Below are 15,559 nucleotides of genomic sequence, written 5' to 3'. Positions count from 1 at the left end.
TCGCGCGTCGCGGCGGCTACCAGCCGCGCTCGCGCCACTCGTCCAGCTGCGGGCGCTCGGTGCCCAGGGTGGTGTCCGCCCCGTGCCCCGGGTAGACCCACGCCTCGTCCGGCAGCACGTCGAAGATCTTCTCGTTGACGTCCCGGAAGAGGCTGTCGAAGGCCGCCTTGTCGCCCCGGGTGTTGCCGACCCCGCCGGGGAACAGGCAGTCCCCGGTGAAGACGTGCGGGTGGCCCTGCGGGTCGTCGTAGACCAGCACGACGGCGCCGGGCGTGTGACCGACCAGGTGGCGGACGGTCAGCTCGACCCGGCCCACCCGCAGGGTGTCGCCGTCGTCCAGCAGCAGGTCGGTCGGTACGTCCAGCGCCTCGGCGTCGATCCGGCCGGCCGCGGTGCGGGCGCCGGTGGCGGCCACCACCTCGGCCAGTGCGCCCCAGTGGTCGTGGTGACGGTGGGTGGTGACCACGGTGGCCAGCCGCTCGCCGACGCTCTCCAGCAGCACCGGCGCGTCCGCCGCCGCGTCGATCAGCAGTTGCTCGTCGGTGGCCCGGCAGCGCAGCAGGTACGCGTTGTTGTCGTACGGGCCGACGGCCACCTTGGTGATGATCAGGTGGGCCAGCTCGCGCACGTCCGGCGGGCCGCCGACCTTCACCGCTCCGTGGTACGTCATCGGGCCGCTCCTCGTTGTGTTCTGGGGGCACCGCTGCGTGGCGGGCCCGCGGTGTGTGCGGGTACGGGTGGTGCGACGGTCGGGCGCGGTCCGGGACGGCCGGCGGGGGCCGCCGCGGACCGGCACGTGTTCATCCTCGCGCGGTCAGCCCAGTGCGGGAAGCGGCGGCAGCGCGGTGCGGGCGTCGGCGAGCTGGACGCCGTCCCGGTGCACCTGCAGGCCGTCGCCGTCCGAGCGGCCGGAGAGCCAGGCGGTGAGCGCGCGGATCGGGCCCTCGACGGTCAGTGCCGGGGTGTCGGCGGGCGCGCCGATCCGGGCGCGGTCGGCGCTGTCGTCGGCGATCAGCAGTGCGGCGGGCAGCTCGGCCGCGCCGTCGAGCCGCGCCGCCAGACGCCGGAACTCGGCCACCGCGAACTCCTCGGGCCAGTGCGCGGGGGTGTGGCCGGCGTCCAGGTCGACGTGGTGGTACTCGACCTCCATCAGCCGCTTCCAGGGGACGTCGCAGGCGCTGAACGCGTTCCCGGTGCGGTGCCGGACCTCGGCGTCCCAGGCCGCCTCGTGGAGGAGCGTCGCCGCGGCGGCGAAGCGCTCGGAGGCCTCGTGCAGGTCGGCGAGCTGGACGTCGAGCGGGCGGGGCGCCCCGGACTCGATGTCCTGGTCGCGGCTCTCGGCGGTGGGGTACTGCGGGATGTCCCGGCCGGTGCGGGCGCTGTCGAGCAGGTTGACCAGCGAGTCGGCGTTGCGGGCGAGGTGCGCCAGGACGTGGCCCCTGGTCCAGCCGGGCAGGGCCGAGGGCTCGCCGACGGCCGTCGGCTTGAGCTCCGCCACCGTGCGCAGCAGTTGGGCGGTGCTGTCGGCGACCAGCAGCAGGCGGGCCGCCGCGGTGGCGGCGGCGCTCGGAGCGGTCGTGGCGGGCGTGCTGGTTCCGGTCCCGATGTCGGTCATGGTGCGCCCTCTCGACGAAATGTGCCCGTGGGACGGGTTCGCGGCGTGCCCGTGAGGCCCGCCGCTCGTTGACGTTGATGACGCTATCGCCGATGCGGTGGGTGAGGCGGGCAGACCGGCCATGTCGGCGCGGACCAGGGGGATTCCGGCCGACCGGCGAGCGGGCCGGCGGCGGCCCCGTCACCCGTTCGGGTGATCTCCACTGGACAGGCTCGATAATCGAACGCCTGAGCTAGTAGGCTGGCCGTCCCAAGCTGCAAGACTGGAACACTGGAAGAACGGGCCCCTCTCGCTCGTTGGCATCTGGGTGAGAGTCCTCAGCGACAGTCCTGAGTGAGAAGCCCACCGGAGAAAGGCGCCAGAAGCAGTGGCCGACCGCCTCATCGTCCGCGGTGCTCGCGAGCACAACCTCAAGAACGTCTCCCTCGACCTCCCGCGCGACTCGCTGATCGTCTTCACCGGCCTCTCCGGCTCGGGCAAGTCCTCGCTGGCGTTCGACACGATCTTCGCGGAGGGCCAGCGACGCTACGTCGAGTCGCTCTCCTCGTACGCCCGGCAGTTCCTCGGGCAGATGGACAAGCCCGACGTCGACTTCATCGAGGGGCTCTCCCCGGCCGTCTCGATCGACCAGAAGTCCACCAACCGCAACCCGCGTTCCACCGTCGGCACCATCACGGAGGTGTACGACTACCTCCGCCTGCTGTTCGCCCGGATCGGCAAGCCGCACTGCCCGCACTGCTCGCGTCCGATCGCCAAGCAGTCCCCGCAGGCCATCGTCGACCGCGTGCTGGAACTCAAGGAGGGCACCCGCTTCCAGGTGCTCAGCCCGGTGGTCCGCGAGCGCAAGGGCGAGTTCGTCGATCTCTTCGCCGACCTCCAGTCGAAGGGGTACGCCCGGGCCCGGGTGGACGGCGAGACGGTCCAGCTGGCCGAGCCGCCCAAGCTCAAGAAGCAGGAGAAGCACACCATCGAGGTGGTCATCGACCGCCTCACCGTCAAGGAGAGCGCCAAGCGCCGTCTGACGGATTCGGTGGAGACGGCCCTCAAGCTGGCCGGCGGCATGGTCGTGCTCGACTTCGTCGACCTCCCCGAGGACGATCCGGAGCGCGAGCGGATGTTCTCCGAGCACCTCTACTGCCCCTACGACGACGTGTCGTTCGAGGAGCTGGAGCCCCGCTCGTTCTCCTTCAACTCGCCGTTCGGCGCCTGCCCCGACTGCTCCGGCCTGGGCAACCGGATGGAGGTCGACCCGGAGCTGGTCATCCCGGACGAGGAGAAGTCGCTCGACGAGGGCGCCATCCACCCCTGGTCCGGCGGCCACACCAAGGAGTACTTCCAGCGCCTGATCGACGCGCTCTCCGGCGAGCTGGGGTTCCGCACCGACATCCCCTGGGCCGGGCTGCCCGCCCGGGCGAGGAAGGCGCTGCTCTACGGCCACAAGCACCAGGTCGAGGTCCGCTACCGCAACCGCTACGGCCGCGACCGCTCCTACACCACGGGGTTCGAGGGCGCGGTGCCGTTCATCCAGCGCCGGCACACCGAGGCGGAGAGCGACAGCAGCCGCGAGCGCTTCGAGGGCTACATGCGCGAGGTGCCCTGCCCGACCTGTGAGGGCACCCGGCTGAAGCCGGTGGTGCTCGCCGTCACCGTGCAGGACAGGTCCATCGCGGACGTCTCGGCGATGTCGATCAGCGACTGCTCCGACTTCCTCGGGGCGATGAAGCTCGACGCCCGCGACAAGCAGATCGCCGAGCGGGTGCTGAAGGAGGTCAACGAGCGGCTGCGTTTCCTGGTCGACGTCGGCCTGGACTACCTCTCCCTCAACCGCGCGGCCGGCACCCTCTCCGGTGGCGAGGCCCAGCGCATCCGCCTCGCCACCCAGATCGGCTCCGGCCTGGTCGGCGTGCTCTACGTGCTGGACGAACCCTCGATCGGCCTGCACCAGCGCGACAACCACCGCCTGATCGAGACCCTCGTGCGCCTGCGGGACATCGGCAACACCCTGATCGTGGTGGAGCACGACGAGGACACCATCAAGATGGCCGACTGGGTGGTCGACATCGGCCCGGGGGCCGGCGAGCACGGCGGCAAGGTGGTGCACTCCGGCTCGCTCAAGCAGCTGCTGGCCAACAAGGAGTCGCTGACCGGCCAGTACCTCTCCGGCAAGCGGTTCATCCCGATCCCGGCGGCCCGCCGGCCGCGTGACAAGAAGCGCCAGCTGGTGGTGCACGGGGCGCGGGAGCACAACCTCAAGGACGTCACCGTCGCCTTCCCGCTCGGGACGTTCACGGCGATCACGGGGGTCTCGGGCTCGGGCAAGTCCACCCTGGTCAACGACATCCTCTACACCCACCTCGCCCGGGAGCTCAACGGTGCGCGCAGCGTGCCCGGCCGGCACACCCGGATCACCGGCACCGACCTGGTCGACAAGGTGGTGCACGTCGACCAGTCGCCGATCGGCCGTACCCCGCGCTCCAACCCGGCCACCTACACCGGCGTGTTCGACCACGTCCGGCGGCTGTTCGCGGAGACCCAGGAGGCGAAGGTGCGCGGCTACCTGCCGGGCCGCTTCTCCTTCAACGTCAAGGGCGGCCGCTGCGAGAACTGCTCGGGCGACGGCACCATCAAGATCGAGATGAACTTCCTGCCGGACGTCTACGTCCCCTGCGAGGTCTGCCACGGGGCCCGGTACAACCGGGAGACGCTGGAGGTCCACTACAAGGGCAAGTCCGTCGCCGACATTCTGGACATGCCGATCGAGGAGGGCCTGGACTTCTTCGAGGCCGTCCCGGCGATCGCCCGGCACCTGCGCACCCTCAACGACGTCGGACTCGGCTACGTCCGGCTCGGCCAGTCCGCGCCGACGCTCTCCGGCGGCGAGGCGCAGCGCGTCAAGCTCGCCTCGGAGCTGCAGAAGCGTTCCACCGGCAGGACGGTCTACGTGCTCGACGAGCCGACCACCGGCCTGCACTTCGAGGACATCAGCAAGCTGATCAAGGTGCTCGACGGCCTGGTGGAGAAGGGCAACACGGTGGTCGTGATCGAGCACAACCTCGACGTGATCAAGACCGCCGACTGGGTGGTGGACATGGGCCCCGAGGGTGGTTCCGGCGGCGGCTCGGTGGTCGCCGAGGGCACGCCGGAGGAGATCGCCGCCGTCCCCGCCAGCCACACCGGCAAGTTCCTGCGCGACATCCTTCTCGATGTCAGCGACGCGGCCCCGGCCGCATCCGCGAAGACGCCCCGCAAGCGCGCCGCGGCCAAGAAGTAACCAAGACCCCGTGTCGTCCGCCCCCGGCCCACCCGGGGCGGGCGGCACGGCCCTTAGACTGCCAGGGCGGTCCCCGGGGCCGTCCCGGCACGGTGCGGCACGCGCCTCGCGGCACCGCATCGCGCCGAAGCGTCCGGCAGAGGCACCACGGCACGACGGAACCACGCGCGCCGCAGGGGCACTGCACGACACCGTACGGACGGCGCACCACGACCGCAGCACCGCGCCACCTGTCGCACCACCCGAGCACCCGACCACCCGAGCAGGAGCAGCCACCGATGTCCGAGGCCCCGACGAGCCCTGCCACCACCCGCCGCACCCTGCTCTGCGGAGCCGCCGCCGTCCTCGCCGGCGGCGCGACCGTCGCCGTGTCCGGCTGCGCCTCCTCCGCCTCGCCGTCCGGCTCGGGATCCGGCTCGGGTTCGGGCTCCGGCTCCGGTTCGGACGCCGCGGCCGGCCCGGTCGAGGTCGGCCCGGCCGCCGACGTGCCGGTCGGCGGCGGCAAGGTCTACCGCGAGAAGAAGATCGTCGTCACCCAGCCGACGGCGGGTCAGTACAAGGCGTTCAGCGCCAAGTGCACCCACGCCGGCTGCGTCGTCGACCAGATCAAGGACAGCCAGATCCAGTGCCCCTGCCACGGCAGCCGGTTCAGCATCGCCGACGGTTCGGTCCAGGACGGTCCGGCGCCCACCCCGCTGCCCTCGTACCAGGTGGCGGTCGACGGCGGCACCCTCAAGGTGACGCCGTCCTGATCCGCGTCCCGGCCGGCGTGCCGGGGGGCCTCCCCGGCGCCCCGGTTCCGCCGGTCCGGCCCCCGGAGTGTCGGTCGGACTCGGTACGGTGGACCCATGGCTGACCCGTCCACCTACCGCCCCGCTCCGGGGGCGATTCCGACCTCGCCGGGCGTCTACCGGTTCCGCGACGCCCACGGGCGGGTCATCTACGTCGGCAAGGCCAAGAGCCTGCGCCCGCGGCTCTCCTCGTACTTCCAGGACATCGCCGGCCTGCACCCGCGCACCGCGACGATGGTCACCACCGCCGCCTCGGTGGAGTGGACGGTGGTCGGCACCGAGGTCGAGGCGCTGCAGCTGGAGTACTCCTGGATCAAGGAGTACGACCCGCGCTTCAACGTCAAGTACCGCGACGACAAGAGCTATCCGGAGCTCGCCGTCACCCTCGACGAGGAGTTCCCGCGGGTCCAGGTGATGCGCGGGGCGCACAAGAAGGGCGTGCGCTACTTCGGGCCGTACGGGCACGCCTGGGCGATCCGTGAGACGGTCGACCTGCTGCTGCGGGTCTTCCCCGTCAGGACGTGCTCCAACGGCGTCTTCAAACGCGCCGCGCAGGTCGGCCGGCCCTGCCTGCTCGGGTACATCGGCAAGTGCGCCGCGCCCTGTGTCGGCAAGGTCTCGCAGGCCGAACACGCCGAGCTGGCCGAGGAGTTCTGCGACTTCATGGCCGGCCGCACCGGCAACCACCTGCGCCGTCTGGAGGACCAGATGCGCGAGGCGGCCGCCGACCTGGAGTACGAGCGGGCCGCCCGGCTGCGCGACGACATCGGGGCGCTCAAGCGGGCGATGGAGAAGAACGCCGTCGTCCTGGCCGACGGCACCGACGCGGACCTGCTGGCCCTGGCCGAGGACGAGCTGGAGGCCGCGGTCCAGATCTTCCACGTCCGCGGCGGCCGGGTGCGCGGCCAGCGCGGCTGGGTGACCGACAAGGTCGAGGACGTGGACACCGCGGCGCTGGTCGAGCACGCCCTCCAGCAGCTCTACGGCGGCGGCGCGGAGAGCGTCCCGCGCGAGGTGCTGGTCCCCGTCCTGCCGGAGCCGGTGGTGCCCGTCCGGGAGTGGCTGAGCGTGCTCCGGGGAGCGCAGGTCGATCTCCGGGTGCCCCAGCGCGGCGACAAGAAGGACCTGATGGCCACGGTGGCCCGCAACGCCCAGCAGTCGCTGGCCCTGCACAAGACCAAGCGCGCCTCCGACCTCACCACCCGCAGCCGGGCCCTGCAGGAGATCGCCGAGGCGCTGCAGCTGGACTCGGTGCCGCTGCGCATCGAGTGCTTCGACATCTCGCACCTCCAGGGCGAGGACGTGGTCGCCTCGATGGTGGTGTTCGAGGACGGCCTGGCCCGTAAGAGCGAGTACCGCCGGTTCCAGATCAAGGGCTTCGAGGGGCAGGACGACGTCCGCTCGATGCACGAGGTGATCAGCCGCCGCTTCCGCCGCTACCTGCGCGAGCGCGAGGAGACGGGGGAGTGGGCCGTTCCCGAGGCCGACGATCCCGGGCAGCAGCCCGAGGCGGGGCACCCCGCCGGCGGGCGGGCCGGGGAGGAGCTGCCGTCCGGCCCGATCGACCCGGAGACCGGCCGTCCCCGCCGGTTCGCCTACCCGCCGCAGCTGCTGGTGGTCGACGGCGGGCAGCCGCAGGTCGCCGCGGCCCGCCGGGCGCTGGACGAGCTGGGGATCGACGACGTCGCCCTCTGCGGTCTGGCCAAGCGGCTGGAGGAGGTCTGGCTGCCGGGTGAGGACGACCCGGTGGTCCTGCCGCGCAGCAGCGAGGGCCTCTACCTGTTGCAGCGGGTCCGGGACGAGGCGCACCGGTTCGCCATCTCCTACCAGCGCAACAAGCGCTCCAAGCGACTCACCGCGGGGGAGCTGGACTCGGTACCCGGCCTCGGCGAGACTCGCCGCCAGGCACTGCTCAAGCACTTCGGCTCGCTGAAGCGGCTGCGGGCGGCCACGGTCGACGAGCTCTGCGAGGTCCCGGGCATCGGCCGGCGCACCGCGGAGACTGTTGCGGCAGCGTTGGCCTCCCGTACACCCTCGACATTCGCGGTGAACACCGCCACGGGAGAGATCCTTGATGACGGCGCCGAGGAGCGGCCGGCGGCGGTGCGGCCGGCGGCGGAGGCGGCGCCGGCAGCGCCCTCGGCCGCGGTGCGGTCCGGCGCGGTGCGGTCCGATGCGGCGCCGTCCGATGCGGTGCGGTCCGATGCGGCGCCGTCCGACGCAGTGCAGTCCGTTGCGGTGCCCTCCACCGCAACGCCCCACGAGACGCCATGACGGCCGGCGCCGCCCGTCAATGCGCGCAGGCCGCGTTAACCCCCCAGGGTGACCTGGGGAAGCGCGGCGGCGCCGCACGCGTTCTCTTCAGCAGAACCACCGAGATCGGGGAACCGAAGTGACCGTGTCAGACGATGGGGGTACGTCCCGACCGCAGGCCGGGGGAGAGACCATCCCGGAGCTGGTGATCATCTCCGGCATGTCCGGAGCCGGCCGTTCGACGGCGGCCAAGTGCCTGGAGGACCTGGGCTGGTTCGTCGTGGACAACCTGCCGCCGGCCCTCATTCCCACCATGGTCGACCTCGGCGCCCGCTCCCAGGGCGCCGTCGCGCGGATCGGCGTGGTGGTGGACGTCCGGGGCCGCAAGTTCTTCGACGACCTGCTGACCTCGCTGGAGGAGCTGGAGAAGCGCGGCGTCCGCCTCAGCGTGGTCTTCCTGGATTCCTCGGACGACACCCTGGTCCGCCGCTTCGAGAGCGTCCGCCGGCCGCACCCGCTGCAGGCCGAGGGCCGGATCGTCGACGGCATCGCCCAGGAGCGCGACCTGCTGCGCGAGCTGCGCGGCGAGGCCGACCTGGTGATCGACACCTCGAACCTCAACGTCCACCAGCTGCGGGCCAAGCTGGACGCCCAGTTCGCCGACCACGACGAGCCGGAGCTGCGGGCGACGGTGATGTCCTTCGGCTTCAAGTACGGCCTGCCGGTGGACGCCGACCTCGTGGTGGACTGTCGCTTCCTGCCCAACCCGCACTGGGTCCCGGAGCTGCGCGCCCGTACCGGCACGGATCCGGACGTCGCGGGCTACGTCTTCCAGCAGCCCGGGGCGAACGAATTCCTTGACGGGTACGCGGACCTCCTGCGTATCGTCACCGAGGGGTACCGACGCGAGGGCAAGCGGTACATGACCCTTGCCGTAGGCTGCACCGGTGGCAAGCACCGCAGCGTGGCCATGTCCGAGCGGTTGACGAAGCGTCTGATCGCGGACGGCGTCGAGACGGTGCTCGTGCACCGGGACATGGGACGGGAGTAGCCGCGACGCCCTGCCGTCAGGCAGCCGGCGGCGGCAGGCAGAGGAACACGAGGTGGGTGTGGCGGGATCAGTGCCCTGGCGACAGGCCCAGAGCAGGGCCGCCGACCGATCGGCGGCCCCGGTGAGATCCTCGGCGGCGGGAAAGCCCCGCGCCAACGCCCCGAGGATCACCGCGCTGGGCGGCGGCCAGGGCCTGTCCGCCTCGCTGTCGGCCCTGCGCCGGCTGACCACCCACCTCACGGCGGTGGTCACGGTGGCCGACGACGGCGGCTCCAGCGGCCGGCTCCGCACCGAGCTGGGCGTCCTGCCCCCGGGCGACCTCCGCAAGGCGCTCGCGGCCCTCTGCGGGGACGACGAGTGGGGCCGTACCTGGTCCGAGGTGATCCAGCAGAGGTTCAGCGGCACCGGCGAGCTCGGCGGGCACGCGGTGGGCAACCTGCTGATCGTCGCGCTCTGGGAGAAGCTGGGCGATCCGGTGGCCGCCCTGGACTGGGTGGGCCGGCTGCTCAACGTGCAGGGCCGGGTGCTGCCGATGTCGGCCGTACCGCTGGACATCGAGGCGGTGGTCCGCGGTCACGACCCGGCCCGCCCGGCCGAGCTGTCCGCCGTGCGCGGACAGGCCGACGTGGCGGTCACCCCCGGCACGGTGCAGTCGATCCGGCTGCTGCCGGACGCGCCGCCGGCCGTCCCGGAGGCCGTGACGGCCGTCCGGGAGGCGGACTGGGTGGTGCTGGGCCCGGGTTCCTGGTTCACCAGCGTGCTCCCGCACCTGCTGGTCCCCGAGCTCGCCGAGGCCCTGGTCGAGACCCGGGCGCGGCGCCTGCTGACCCTGAACCTGGCCCCCCAGCCGGGCGAGACCGAGGGCTTCACACCCCAGCGCCACCTGGAGGTGATCGCCGACCACGCCCCGGACCTCGCGGTGGATGCCATCCTGGTGGACGAGCGCGCGGTCACCGGCGGCGCTTTCGGTGTGGCCGACCTGGCCGGGCTGGAGAAGGCGGCGGAGCGGATGGGCGCGGCCCTGGTGCTCGACCGGGTCGCCGCGGCGGACGGCACGCCGCGACACGACCGGGAGCTTCTGGCCGCGGCGTACGACCGGATTTTCCGGACACATGGAAGGATCGGCCCATGGCGATGACGGCAGCGGTGAAGGACGAAATCAGCCGGCTCCCCGTCACCCGGGCCTGCTGCCGCAAGGCGGAGGTTTCGGCGATCCTCAGGTTCGCGGGTGGCTTGCACATTGTGAGCGGCCGGATCGTGATCGAGGCTGAGCTGGACACCGGCGTGGCGGCGCGGCGACTGCGCAAGGATCTGCTGGAGATCTTCGGACACTCCTCGGATCTGGTGGTGATGGCCCCCGGCGGCCTGCGACGCGGCAGCCGGTACGTGGTGCGGGTGGTCAAGGACGGCGAACTGCTCGCGCGGCAGACCGGGCTGGTGGACGGCAGGGGACGCCCGATCCGGGGCCTGCCCCCGGCGGTGGTCTCCGGCGCGACCTGTGACGCCGAGGCGGCCTGGCGCGGGGCCTTCCTGGCGCACGGCTCGCTGACCGAGCCCGGCAGGTCCTCCTCGCTGGAGATCACCTGCCCCGGCTCCGAGGCCGCGCTGGCCCTGGTCGGTGCGGCCCGTCGGCTCGGCATCCCGGCGAAGGCCCGCGAGGTGCGCGGGGTGGACCGGGTGGTCATCCGGGACGGCGACGCCATCGGCGCACTGCTGACCAGGCTCGGCGCCCACGAGTCGGTGCTGGCCTGGGAGGAGCGCCGGATGCGCCGCGAGGTGCGCGCCACCGCCAACCGGCTGGCCAACTTCGACGACGCCAACCTGCGCCGCTCCGCGCGGGCCGCGGTCGCGGCCGGCGCCCGGGTGCAGCGCGCCCTGGAGATCCTCGGCGAGGAGGTGCCCGAGCACCTGGCGGCGGCCGGTCAGCTGCGTATGCAGCACAAGCAGGCCTCGCTGGAGGAGCTCGGCGCACTGGCCGATCCGCCGCTGACCAAGGACGCGGTGGCGGGGCGGATCCGTCGGCTGCTGGCGATGGCCGACAAGCGCGCCTCCGAGCTGGGCCTGCCCAGCACCGAGGCCAACCTGACCGACGAGATGGCGCTCAACTGAGCCCGAACGGGCCGCCGGCTCCGGCCGGCGGCCCGGATCTCACCTGTTGAACGGCCGATGTCCCGGATCGCGGACATCGGCCGTTTCGCGTCCGAACCGTGCGCCCGCTCCGCCCAAGTGCCTTCCGGGGCCGGGGGAGCAGCTCACCCGGGCGCCGCGGGCGAAGGCCCGGCCGGCGGCCCCCGCCGCGCCACGCCAGGGCTCTGACCCTGGGCGGATGTGCTGAGGCGCCGATGGGAGAGGTAGGGTCATGGGTGGTCGGGGACATCCCATTTCCACCCCGTCGGCATAGTTCCGACGAACCTAACAAGGAGATCGGTTCGTGACGATCCGGGTAGGCATCAACGGATTCGGCCGCATTGGCCGCAACTTCTTCCGGGCTGTTCGGTCCCAGGGCGCGGACATCGAGATCGTCGGTGTCAACGACCTGACCGACACCACGACCCTGGCGCACCTGCTCAAGTACGACTCGATCCTGGGCACCCTCCAGGCCGAGATCAGCCACACCGCCGACAGCATCACCGTCGACGGCAAGACCTTCAAGGTCATCGCCGAGCGTGACCCGGCCAACCTGCCCTGGGGCGAGCTGGGCGTGGACATCGTCATCGAGTCCACCGGCATCTTCACCAAGGCCGACGCTGCGAAGAAGCACGTCACCGCCGGCGCGAAGAAGGTCATCATCTCGGCGCCCGCCACCGACGAGGACGTCACCATCGTGATGGGCGTCAACGACGACAAGTACGACGCGGCGAACCACACCGTCATCTCCAACGCCTCGTGCACCACCAACTGCGTGGCGCCGATGGCGAAGGTGCTGCTGGAGAACTTCGGCATCGTCAAGGGTCTGATGACCACGGTGCACGCGTTCACCAACGACCAGGTCACGCTGGACTTCCCGCACAAGGACCTGCGTCGCGCCCGCGCCGCCTCGCTGAACATCATCCCGACCTCGACCGGTGCCGCCAAGGCCACCGCCCTGGTCATCCCCGAGCTCAAGGGCAAGCTGGACGGCACCTCGCTGCGCGTCCCGGTCCCGACCGGCTCGATCACCGACCTGGTCGTCACGCTGGAGCGCGACGTCACGGTCGAGGAGGTCAACGCCGCCTTCCAGAAGGCGTCCGAGGGCTCGCTCAAGGGCATCCTGCAGTACACCGAGGACCCGATCGTCTCCTCCGACATCGTGAACTCGCCGTTCTCGACGATCTTCGACTCGCTGATGACGATGGTCCAGGGCAACCAGGTCAAGATCTTCGGCTGGTACGACAACGAGTGGGGCTACTCCAACCGCCTCGTCAACCTGACCACCCTCGTCGGCGGCCAGCTCTGACGCAGCGGGAGCTGACGTGATGTGAGGAACAGGGCCCGGACGGCCGTGCGCGACCGTCCGGGCCTTGTTCCTTGGCGTGCTTCCCTGCGCCGCAGCACCGTGGCACCCTCGCTTCTTGGACCCGGCGGCCCGGCGCCGTGCCGTCGCCTCGCGCCACCTCTCCCCAGGAGACTCGAAGAACGTGAAGACCATCGAAGACCTCGACGTCGCGGGCAAGCGCGTGTTCGTCCGCGCCGACCTGAACGTCCCGCTCTCGGGCGCCGCGATCACCGACGACGGCCGGATCCGCGCCGTCGCGCCGACCATCGCCAAGCTGGTGCAGGCCGGCGCGAAGGTGATCGTCGCCTCCCACCTGGGCCGCCCCAAGGGTGAGCCCGACCCGCAGTTCTCCCTCGCCCCCGTCGCCGTGCGCCTCGGTGAGATCCTCGGTCGGCCGGTCGCCTTCGCGACCGACACCGTGGGCGAGAGCGCGAAGGCCACCGTCGCCGCCCTGGCCGACGGCGAGGTCACGCTGCTGGAGAACCTGCGCTTCAACGCCGGTGAGACCGCGAAGGACGACGCCGAGCGCGGCGCCTTCGCGGACGCCCTGGCCGAGCTGGCCGACCTCTACGTGGGCGACGGCTTCGGCGCCGTGCACCGCAAGCACGCCTCGGTCTACGACCTGCCGGCGCGCCTGCCGCACGCCGTCGGCGACCTGATCGCCACCGAGGTCGCGGTCCTCAAGCGGCTCACCGAGGACGTGGCCCGCCCGTACGTGGTGGTGCTCGGCGGCTCGAAGGTCTCCGACAAGGTCGGCGTGATCGACAACCTGCTCGGCAAGGCCGACCGGATCGTCATCGGCGGCGGCATGGTCTTCACCTTCCTGAAGGCGCTCGGCCACGAGGTGGGCAACTCGCTGCTGCAGGAGGACCAGATCCCCGTGGTCCTGGAGTACCTGGAGCGGGCGAAGGCCAACGGCGTCGAGTTCGTCCTGCCGGTGGACGCCGCGGTCTCCGGGAGCTTCCCCGACCTCAAGACCAAGGCCCCGGTGGAGGACTTCGCGGTCGTCGCGGCCGACGCGATCCCCGCGGGCACGCTGGGGCTGGACATCGGCCCGCGCAGCGCGGAGCTGTTCGCCGAGAAGCTGGCCGACGCGGCCACCGTCTTCTGGAACGGCCCGATGGGCGTGTTCGAGCACCCGGCGTTCGCCGAGGGCACCAAGGCCGTCGCGCAGGCGCTGCTGGACAGCGACGCGTTCACCGTCGTCGGCGGCGGGGACTCCGCCGCGGCCGTCCGCATCCTGGGCTTCGACGAGACGAAGTTCGGGCACATCTCGACCGGCGGGGGCGCGAGCCTGGAGTACCTGGAGGGCAAGTCCCTCCCCGGTCTGACCGCCCTGGAGGGCTGAACCACATGACCGAGCGTCTCCCGCTGATGGCGGGCAACTGGAAGATGAACCTCAACCACCTCGAGGCCATCCAGCACACCCAGAAGCTGGCCTTCGCGCTGGCCGACAAGGACTACGAGGCGGTCGAGGTCGCGGTTCTGACCCCGTTCACCGACCTGCGTTCGGTCCAGACCCTGGTCGACGGCGACAAGCTGAAGATCAAGTACGGCTCGCAGGACATCTCGGCCCAGGACTCCGGTGCCTACACCGGTGAGATCTCCGGCCAGATGCTCGCCAAGCTGAAGTGCACCTACGCGGCCATCGGCCACTCGGAGCGCCGCCAGTACCACGGTGAGAACGAGGAGATCGTCAACGCCAAGGTGAAGGCGGCCTACCGCCACGGCATCACGCCGATCCTCTGCGTCGGCGAGCCGCTGGAGGTCCGCAAGGCGGGCACCCACGTCGCGCACACGCTGGCCCAGCTCGACGGCGCCCTCGACGGCGTCCCGGCCTCGGACGCCGAGAGCGTCGTCGTCGCGTACGAGCCGGTCTGGGCGATCGGCACCGGCGAGGTGGCGACCCCCGAGGACGCCCAGGAGGTCTGCGCCGCGATCCGGGGCCGGCTGGCCGAGCTGTACGACGGTGCGCTGGCCGCCAAGGTCCGTGTTCTGTACGGCGGTTCCGTGAAGGCCTCCAGTGCGGCCGGCCTGATGGCCAAGCCGGACGTGGACGGTGCGCTGATCGGTGGTGCCTCGCTGGACGCCGACGAGTTCGTCAGGATCGTGCGTTACCGTGAGCAGGCAGTAGGCTAACGCCGCCGCAGCAACGTAGGCTTTGGGGCCGGACCGCCCGTAAGCGGCCCGGCCCCTTGCCGATGAACGAGAGAGTTGGTCCCGCCGTTATGGTTATCGGGTTCTCGATTGCCCTGATCATCTTCAGCCTGCTGATGGTCCTGCTGGTGCTGCTGCACAAGGGCAAGGGCGGCGGCCTGTCCGACATGTTCGGTGGCGGCGCGATGTCCGCCGGCGGCGGCTCGGCCGTGGCCGAGCGCAACCTGGACCGCATCACCATCATCATCGGCGTCGGCTGGTTCGCCTGCATCATGATTCTCGGCCTGGTACTCAAGTACAAGAGCTGACGTTCCTGCGCGAACAGCCGTTTTGCCACATGTCTGACGGTGCGTCGTCCGCCCGCCTATCATGAGGGGCGCCCGGTCCGGGCGCAGTCCCGGAGGCGGTGCGGACAGATCCTTATCGGCTGCTTACACTGGGACAACTTCGCCACCGCCCGCAGGCCGTAGCCGGCCGGCAGTGGATACTGGCCGCGACCTGGGCCCCTCGACGGGCCCGGGTCTCCCTGTCCCAGGGTGACGGCTGAGATCGCATCGCATTCAGCACGCAGGGAGTCAGACCGTGGCAAGTGGCAACGCCATTCGTGGCAGCAGAGTCGGCGCCGGCCCGATGGGCGAGGCGGAGCGCGGTGAGTCCGCGCCCCGCAACCGGATCTCCTTCTGGTGCGCCAACAAGCACGAGACGCGCCCCAGCTTCGCCGCCGAGGCCGTCATCCCGGAGACCTGGGACTGCCCGCGCTGCGGCTTCCCGGCCGGGCAGGACGAGCACAACCCGCCGGCCCCGTCGCGCAACGAGCCCTACAAGACGCACCTCGCGTACGTCCGCGAGCGGCGCACCGACGCCGACGGCGAGGCGATCCTCGCCGAGGCGCTGGCCAAGCTGCGCGGCGAGATCTGACCGGGGAGCCCGCGCGGCGGCCCGCGAT

Annotated in this window: 13 protein-coding genes; 11 read left to right on the top strand and 2 right to left on the bottom strand. The window is 71.5% G+C overall.

Going from position 1 to position 15,559, the window contains the following annotated elements; genetic code table 11:
• Positions 1-16 precede the first annotated feature (16 nt).
• Both OG823_RS10050 and OG823_RS10045 read right to left on the bottom strand, forming a co-directional pair.
• Entirely contained in the window at positions 17-670 is a 654-nt protein-coding gene (locus OG823_RS10050) for an MBL fold metallo-hydrolase (RefSeq protein WP_371479120.1), read from the bottom strand.
• A gap of 144 nt (positions 671-814) precedes the next feature.
• Positions 815-1,615, bottom strand: a complete 801-nt coding sequence (locus tag OG823_RS10045; RefSeq protein WP_371479119.1) for a maleylpyruvate isomerase family mycothiol-dependent enzyme — start codon at positions 1,613-1,615, stop codon at positions 815-817.
• 367 nt (positions 1,616-1,982) lie between these two features.
• On the opposite strand from OG823_RS10045, the gene uvrA reads away from it, so the two are divergent.
• From uvrA to OG823_RS09990, 11 genes are all read left to right on the top strand, one after another.
• A complete protein-coding gene (gene uvrA / locus OG823_RS10040; RefSeq protein WP_371479118.1) occupies positions 1,983-4,886 on the top strand; it encodes an excinuclease ABC subunit UvrA in 2,904 nt (967 codons plus the stop codon).
• 278 nt (positions 4,887-5,164) lie between these two features.
• Positions 5,165-5,638: a Rieske (2Fe-2S) protein gene (locus OG823_RS10035; RefSeq protein ID WP_371479117.1), complete on the top strand. Its 474-nt coding sequence runs from the start codon at positions 5,165-5,167 to the stop codon at positions 5,636-5,638.
• 96 nt (positions 5,639-5,734) lie between these two features.
• Complete coding sequence (uvrC, locus tag OG823_RS10030; protein ID WP_371479116.1) at positions 5,735-7,951, top strand: excinuclease ABC subunit UvrC; 2,217 nt, start codon at positions 5,735-5,737, stop codon at positions 7,949-7,951.
• Between the two features lie 118 nt (positions 7,952-8,069).
• Positions 8,070-8,981 carry an RNase adapter RapZ gene (gene rapZ, locus OG823_RS10025; RefSeq protein WP_371479115.1) on the top strand — a complete coding sequence of 304 codons (912 nt, stop codon included), beginning with the start codon at positions 8,070-8,072 and terminating at the stop codon, positions 8,979-8,981.
• A gap of 70 nt (positions 8,982-9,051) precedes the next feature.
• Positions 9,052-10,119, top strand: a complete 1,068-nt coding sequence (gene yvcK / locus OG823_RS10020) for a uridine diphosphate-N-acetylglucosamine-binding protein YvcK (protein ID WP_371479114.1) — start codon at positions 9,052-9,054, stop codon at positions 10,117-10,119.
• Positions 10,110-11,090: a DNA-binding protein WhiA gene (gene whiA / locus OG823_RS10015; RefSeq protein ID WP_371479113.1), complete on the top strand. Its 981-nt coding sequence runs from the start codon at positions 10,110-10,112 to the stop codon at positions 11,088-11,090. The genes yvcK and whiA overlap by 10 nt, the downstream gene beginning before the upstream one ends.
• 322 nt (positions 11,091-11,412) lie before the next feature.
• On the top strand, positions 11,413-12,417 hold the full coding sequence (gene gap / locus OG823_RS10010; protein ID WP_371479112.1) for a type I glyceraldehyde-3-phosphate dehydrogenase: 1,005 nt from the start codon (positions 11,413-11,415) through the stop codon (positions 12,415-12,417).
• 181 nt (positions 12,418-12,598) lie between these two features.
• Positions 12,599-13,804, top strand: coding sequence for a phosphoglycerate kinase (gene pgk, locus OG823_RS10005; protein ID WP_371479111.1), 1,206 nt, complete (start codon positions 12,599-12,601; stop codon positions 13,802-13,804).
• Between the two features lie 5 nt (positions 13,805-13,809).
• A complete protein-coding gene (gene tpiA, locus OG823_RS10000; RefSeq protein WP_371479110.1) occupies positions 13,810-14,595 on the top strand; it encodes a triose-phosphate isomerase in 786 nt (261 codons plus the stop codon).
• Positions 14,596-14,684: 89 nt separating this feature from the next.
• Complete coding sequence (gene secG / locus OG823_RS09995) at positions 14,685-14,921, top strand: preprotein translocase subunit SecG (protein ID WP_371479109.1); 237 nt, start codon at positions 14,685-14,687, stop codon at positions 14,919-14,921.
• A gap of 274 nt (positions 14,922-15,195) precedes the next feature.
• Positions 15,196-15,531 (top strand): RNA polymerase-binding protein RbpA, encoded by a 336-nt coding sequence (locus tag OG823_RS09990; RefSeq protein WP_207811681.1) that lies wholly within the window; start codon positions 15,196-15,198, stop codon positions 15,529-15,531.
• The last annotated feature ends 28 nt before the right edge of the window (positions 15,532-15,559 follow it).

The organism is Kitasatospora sp. NBC_00315, assembly GCF_041435095.1.
Lineage (GTDB): Bacteria > Actinomycetota > Actinomycetes > Streptomycetales > Streptomycetaceae > Kitasatospora.
Note: the sequence above shows the minus strand (reverse complement) of the source record. Positions and strands in the feature narration are given on the sequence as shown.

Coding starts and splice junctions, on each gene's coding strand:
- OG823_RS10035 (WP_371479117.1), top strand. CDS start 5,165: ATGTCCGAGGCCCCGACGAGCCCTGCCACCACCCGCCGCACCCTGCTC.
- whiA (WP_371479113.1), top strand. CDS start 10,110: ATGGCGATGACGGCAGCGGTGAAGGACGAAATCAGCCGGCTCCCCGTC.
- secG (WP_371479109.1), top strand. CDS start 14,685: ATGGTTATCGGGTTCTCGATTGCCCTGATCATCTTCAGCCTGCTGATG.
- uvrC (WP_371479116.1), top strand. CDS start 5,735: ATGGCTGACCCGTCCACCTACCGCCCCGCTCCGGGGGCGATTCCGACC.
- tpiA (WP_371479110.1), top strand. CDS start 13,810: ATGACCGAGCGTCTCCCGCTGATGGCGGGCAACTGGAAGATGAACCTC.
- OG823_RS10050 (WP_371479120.1), bottom strand. CDS start 670: ATGACGTACCACGGAGCGGTGAAGGTCGGCGGCCCGCCGGACGTGCGC.
- OG823_RS10045 (WP_371479119.1), bottom strand. CDS start 1,615: ATGACCGACATCGGGACCGGAACCAGCACGCCCGCCACGACCGCTCCG.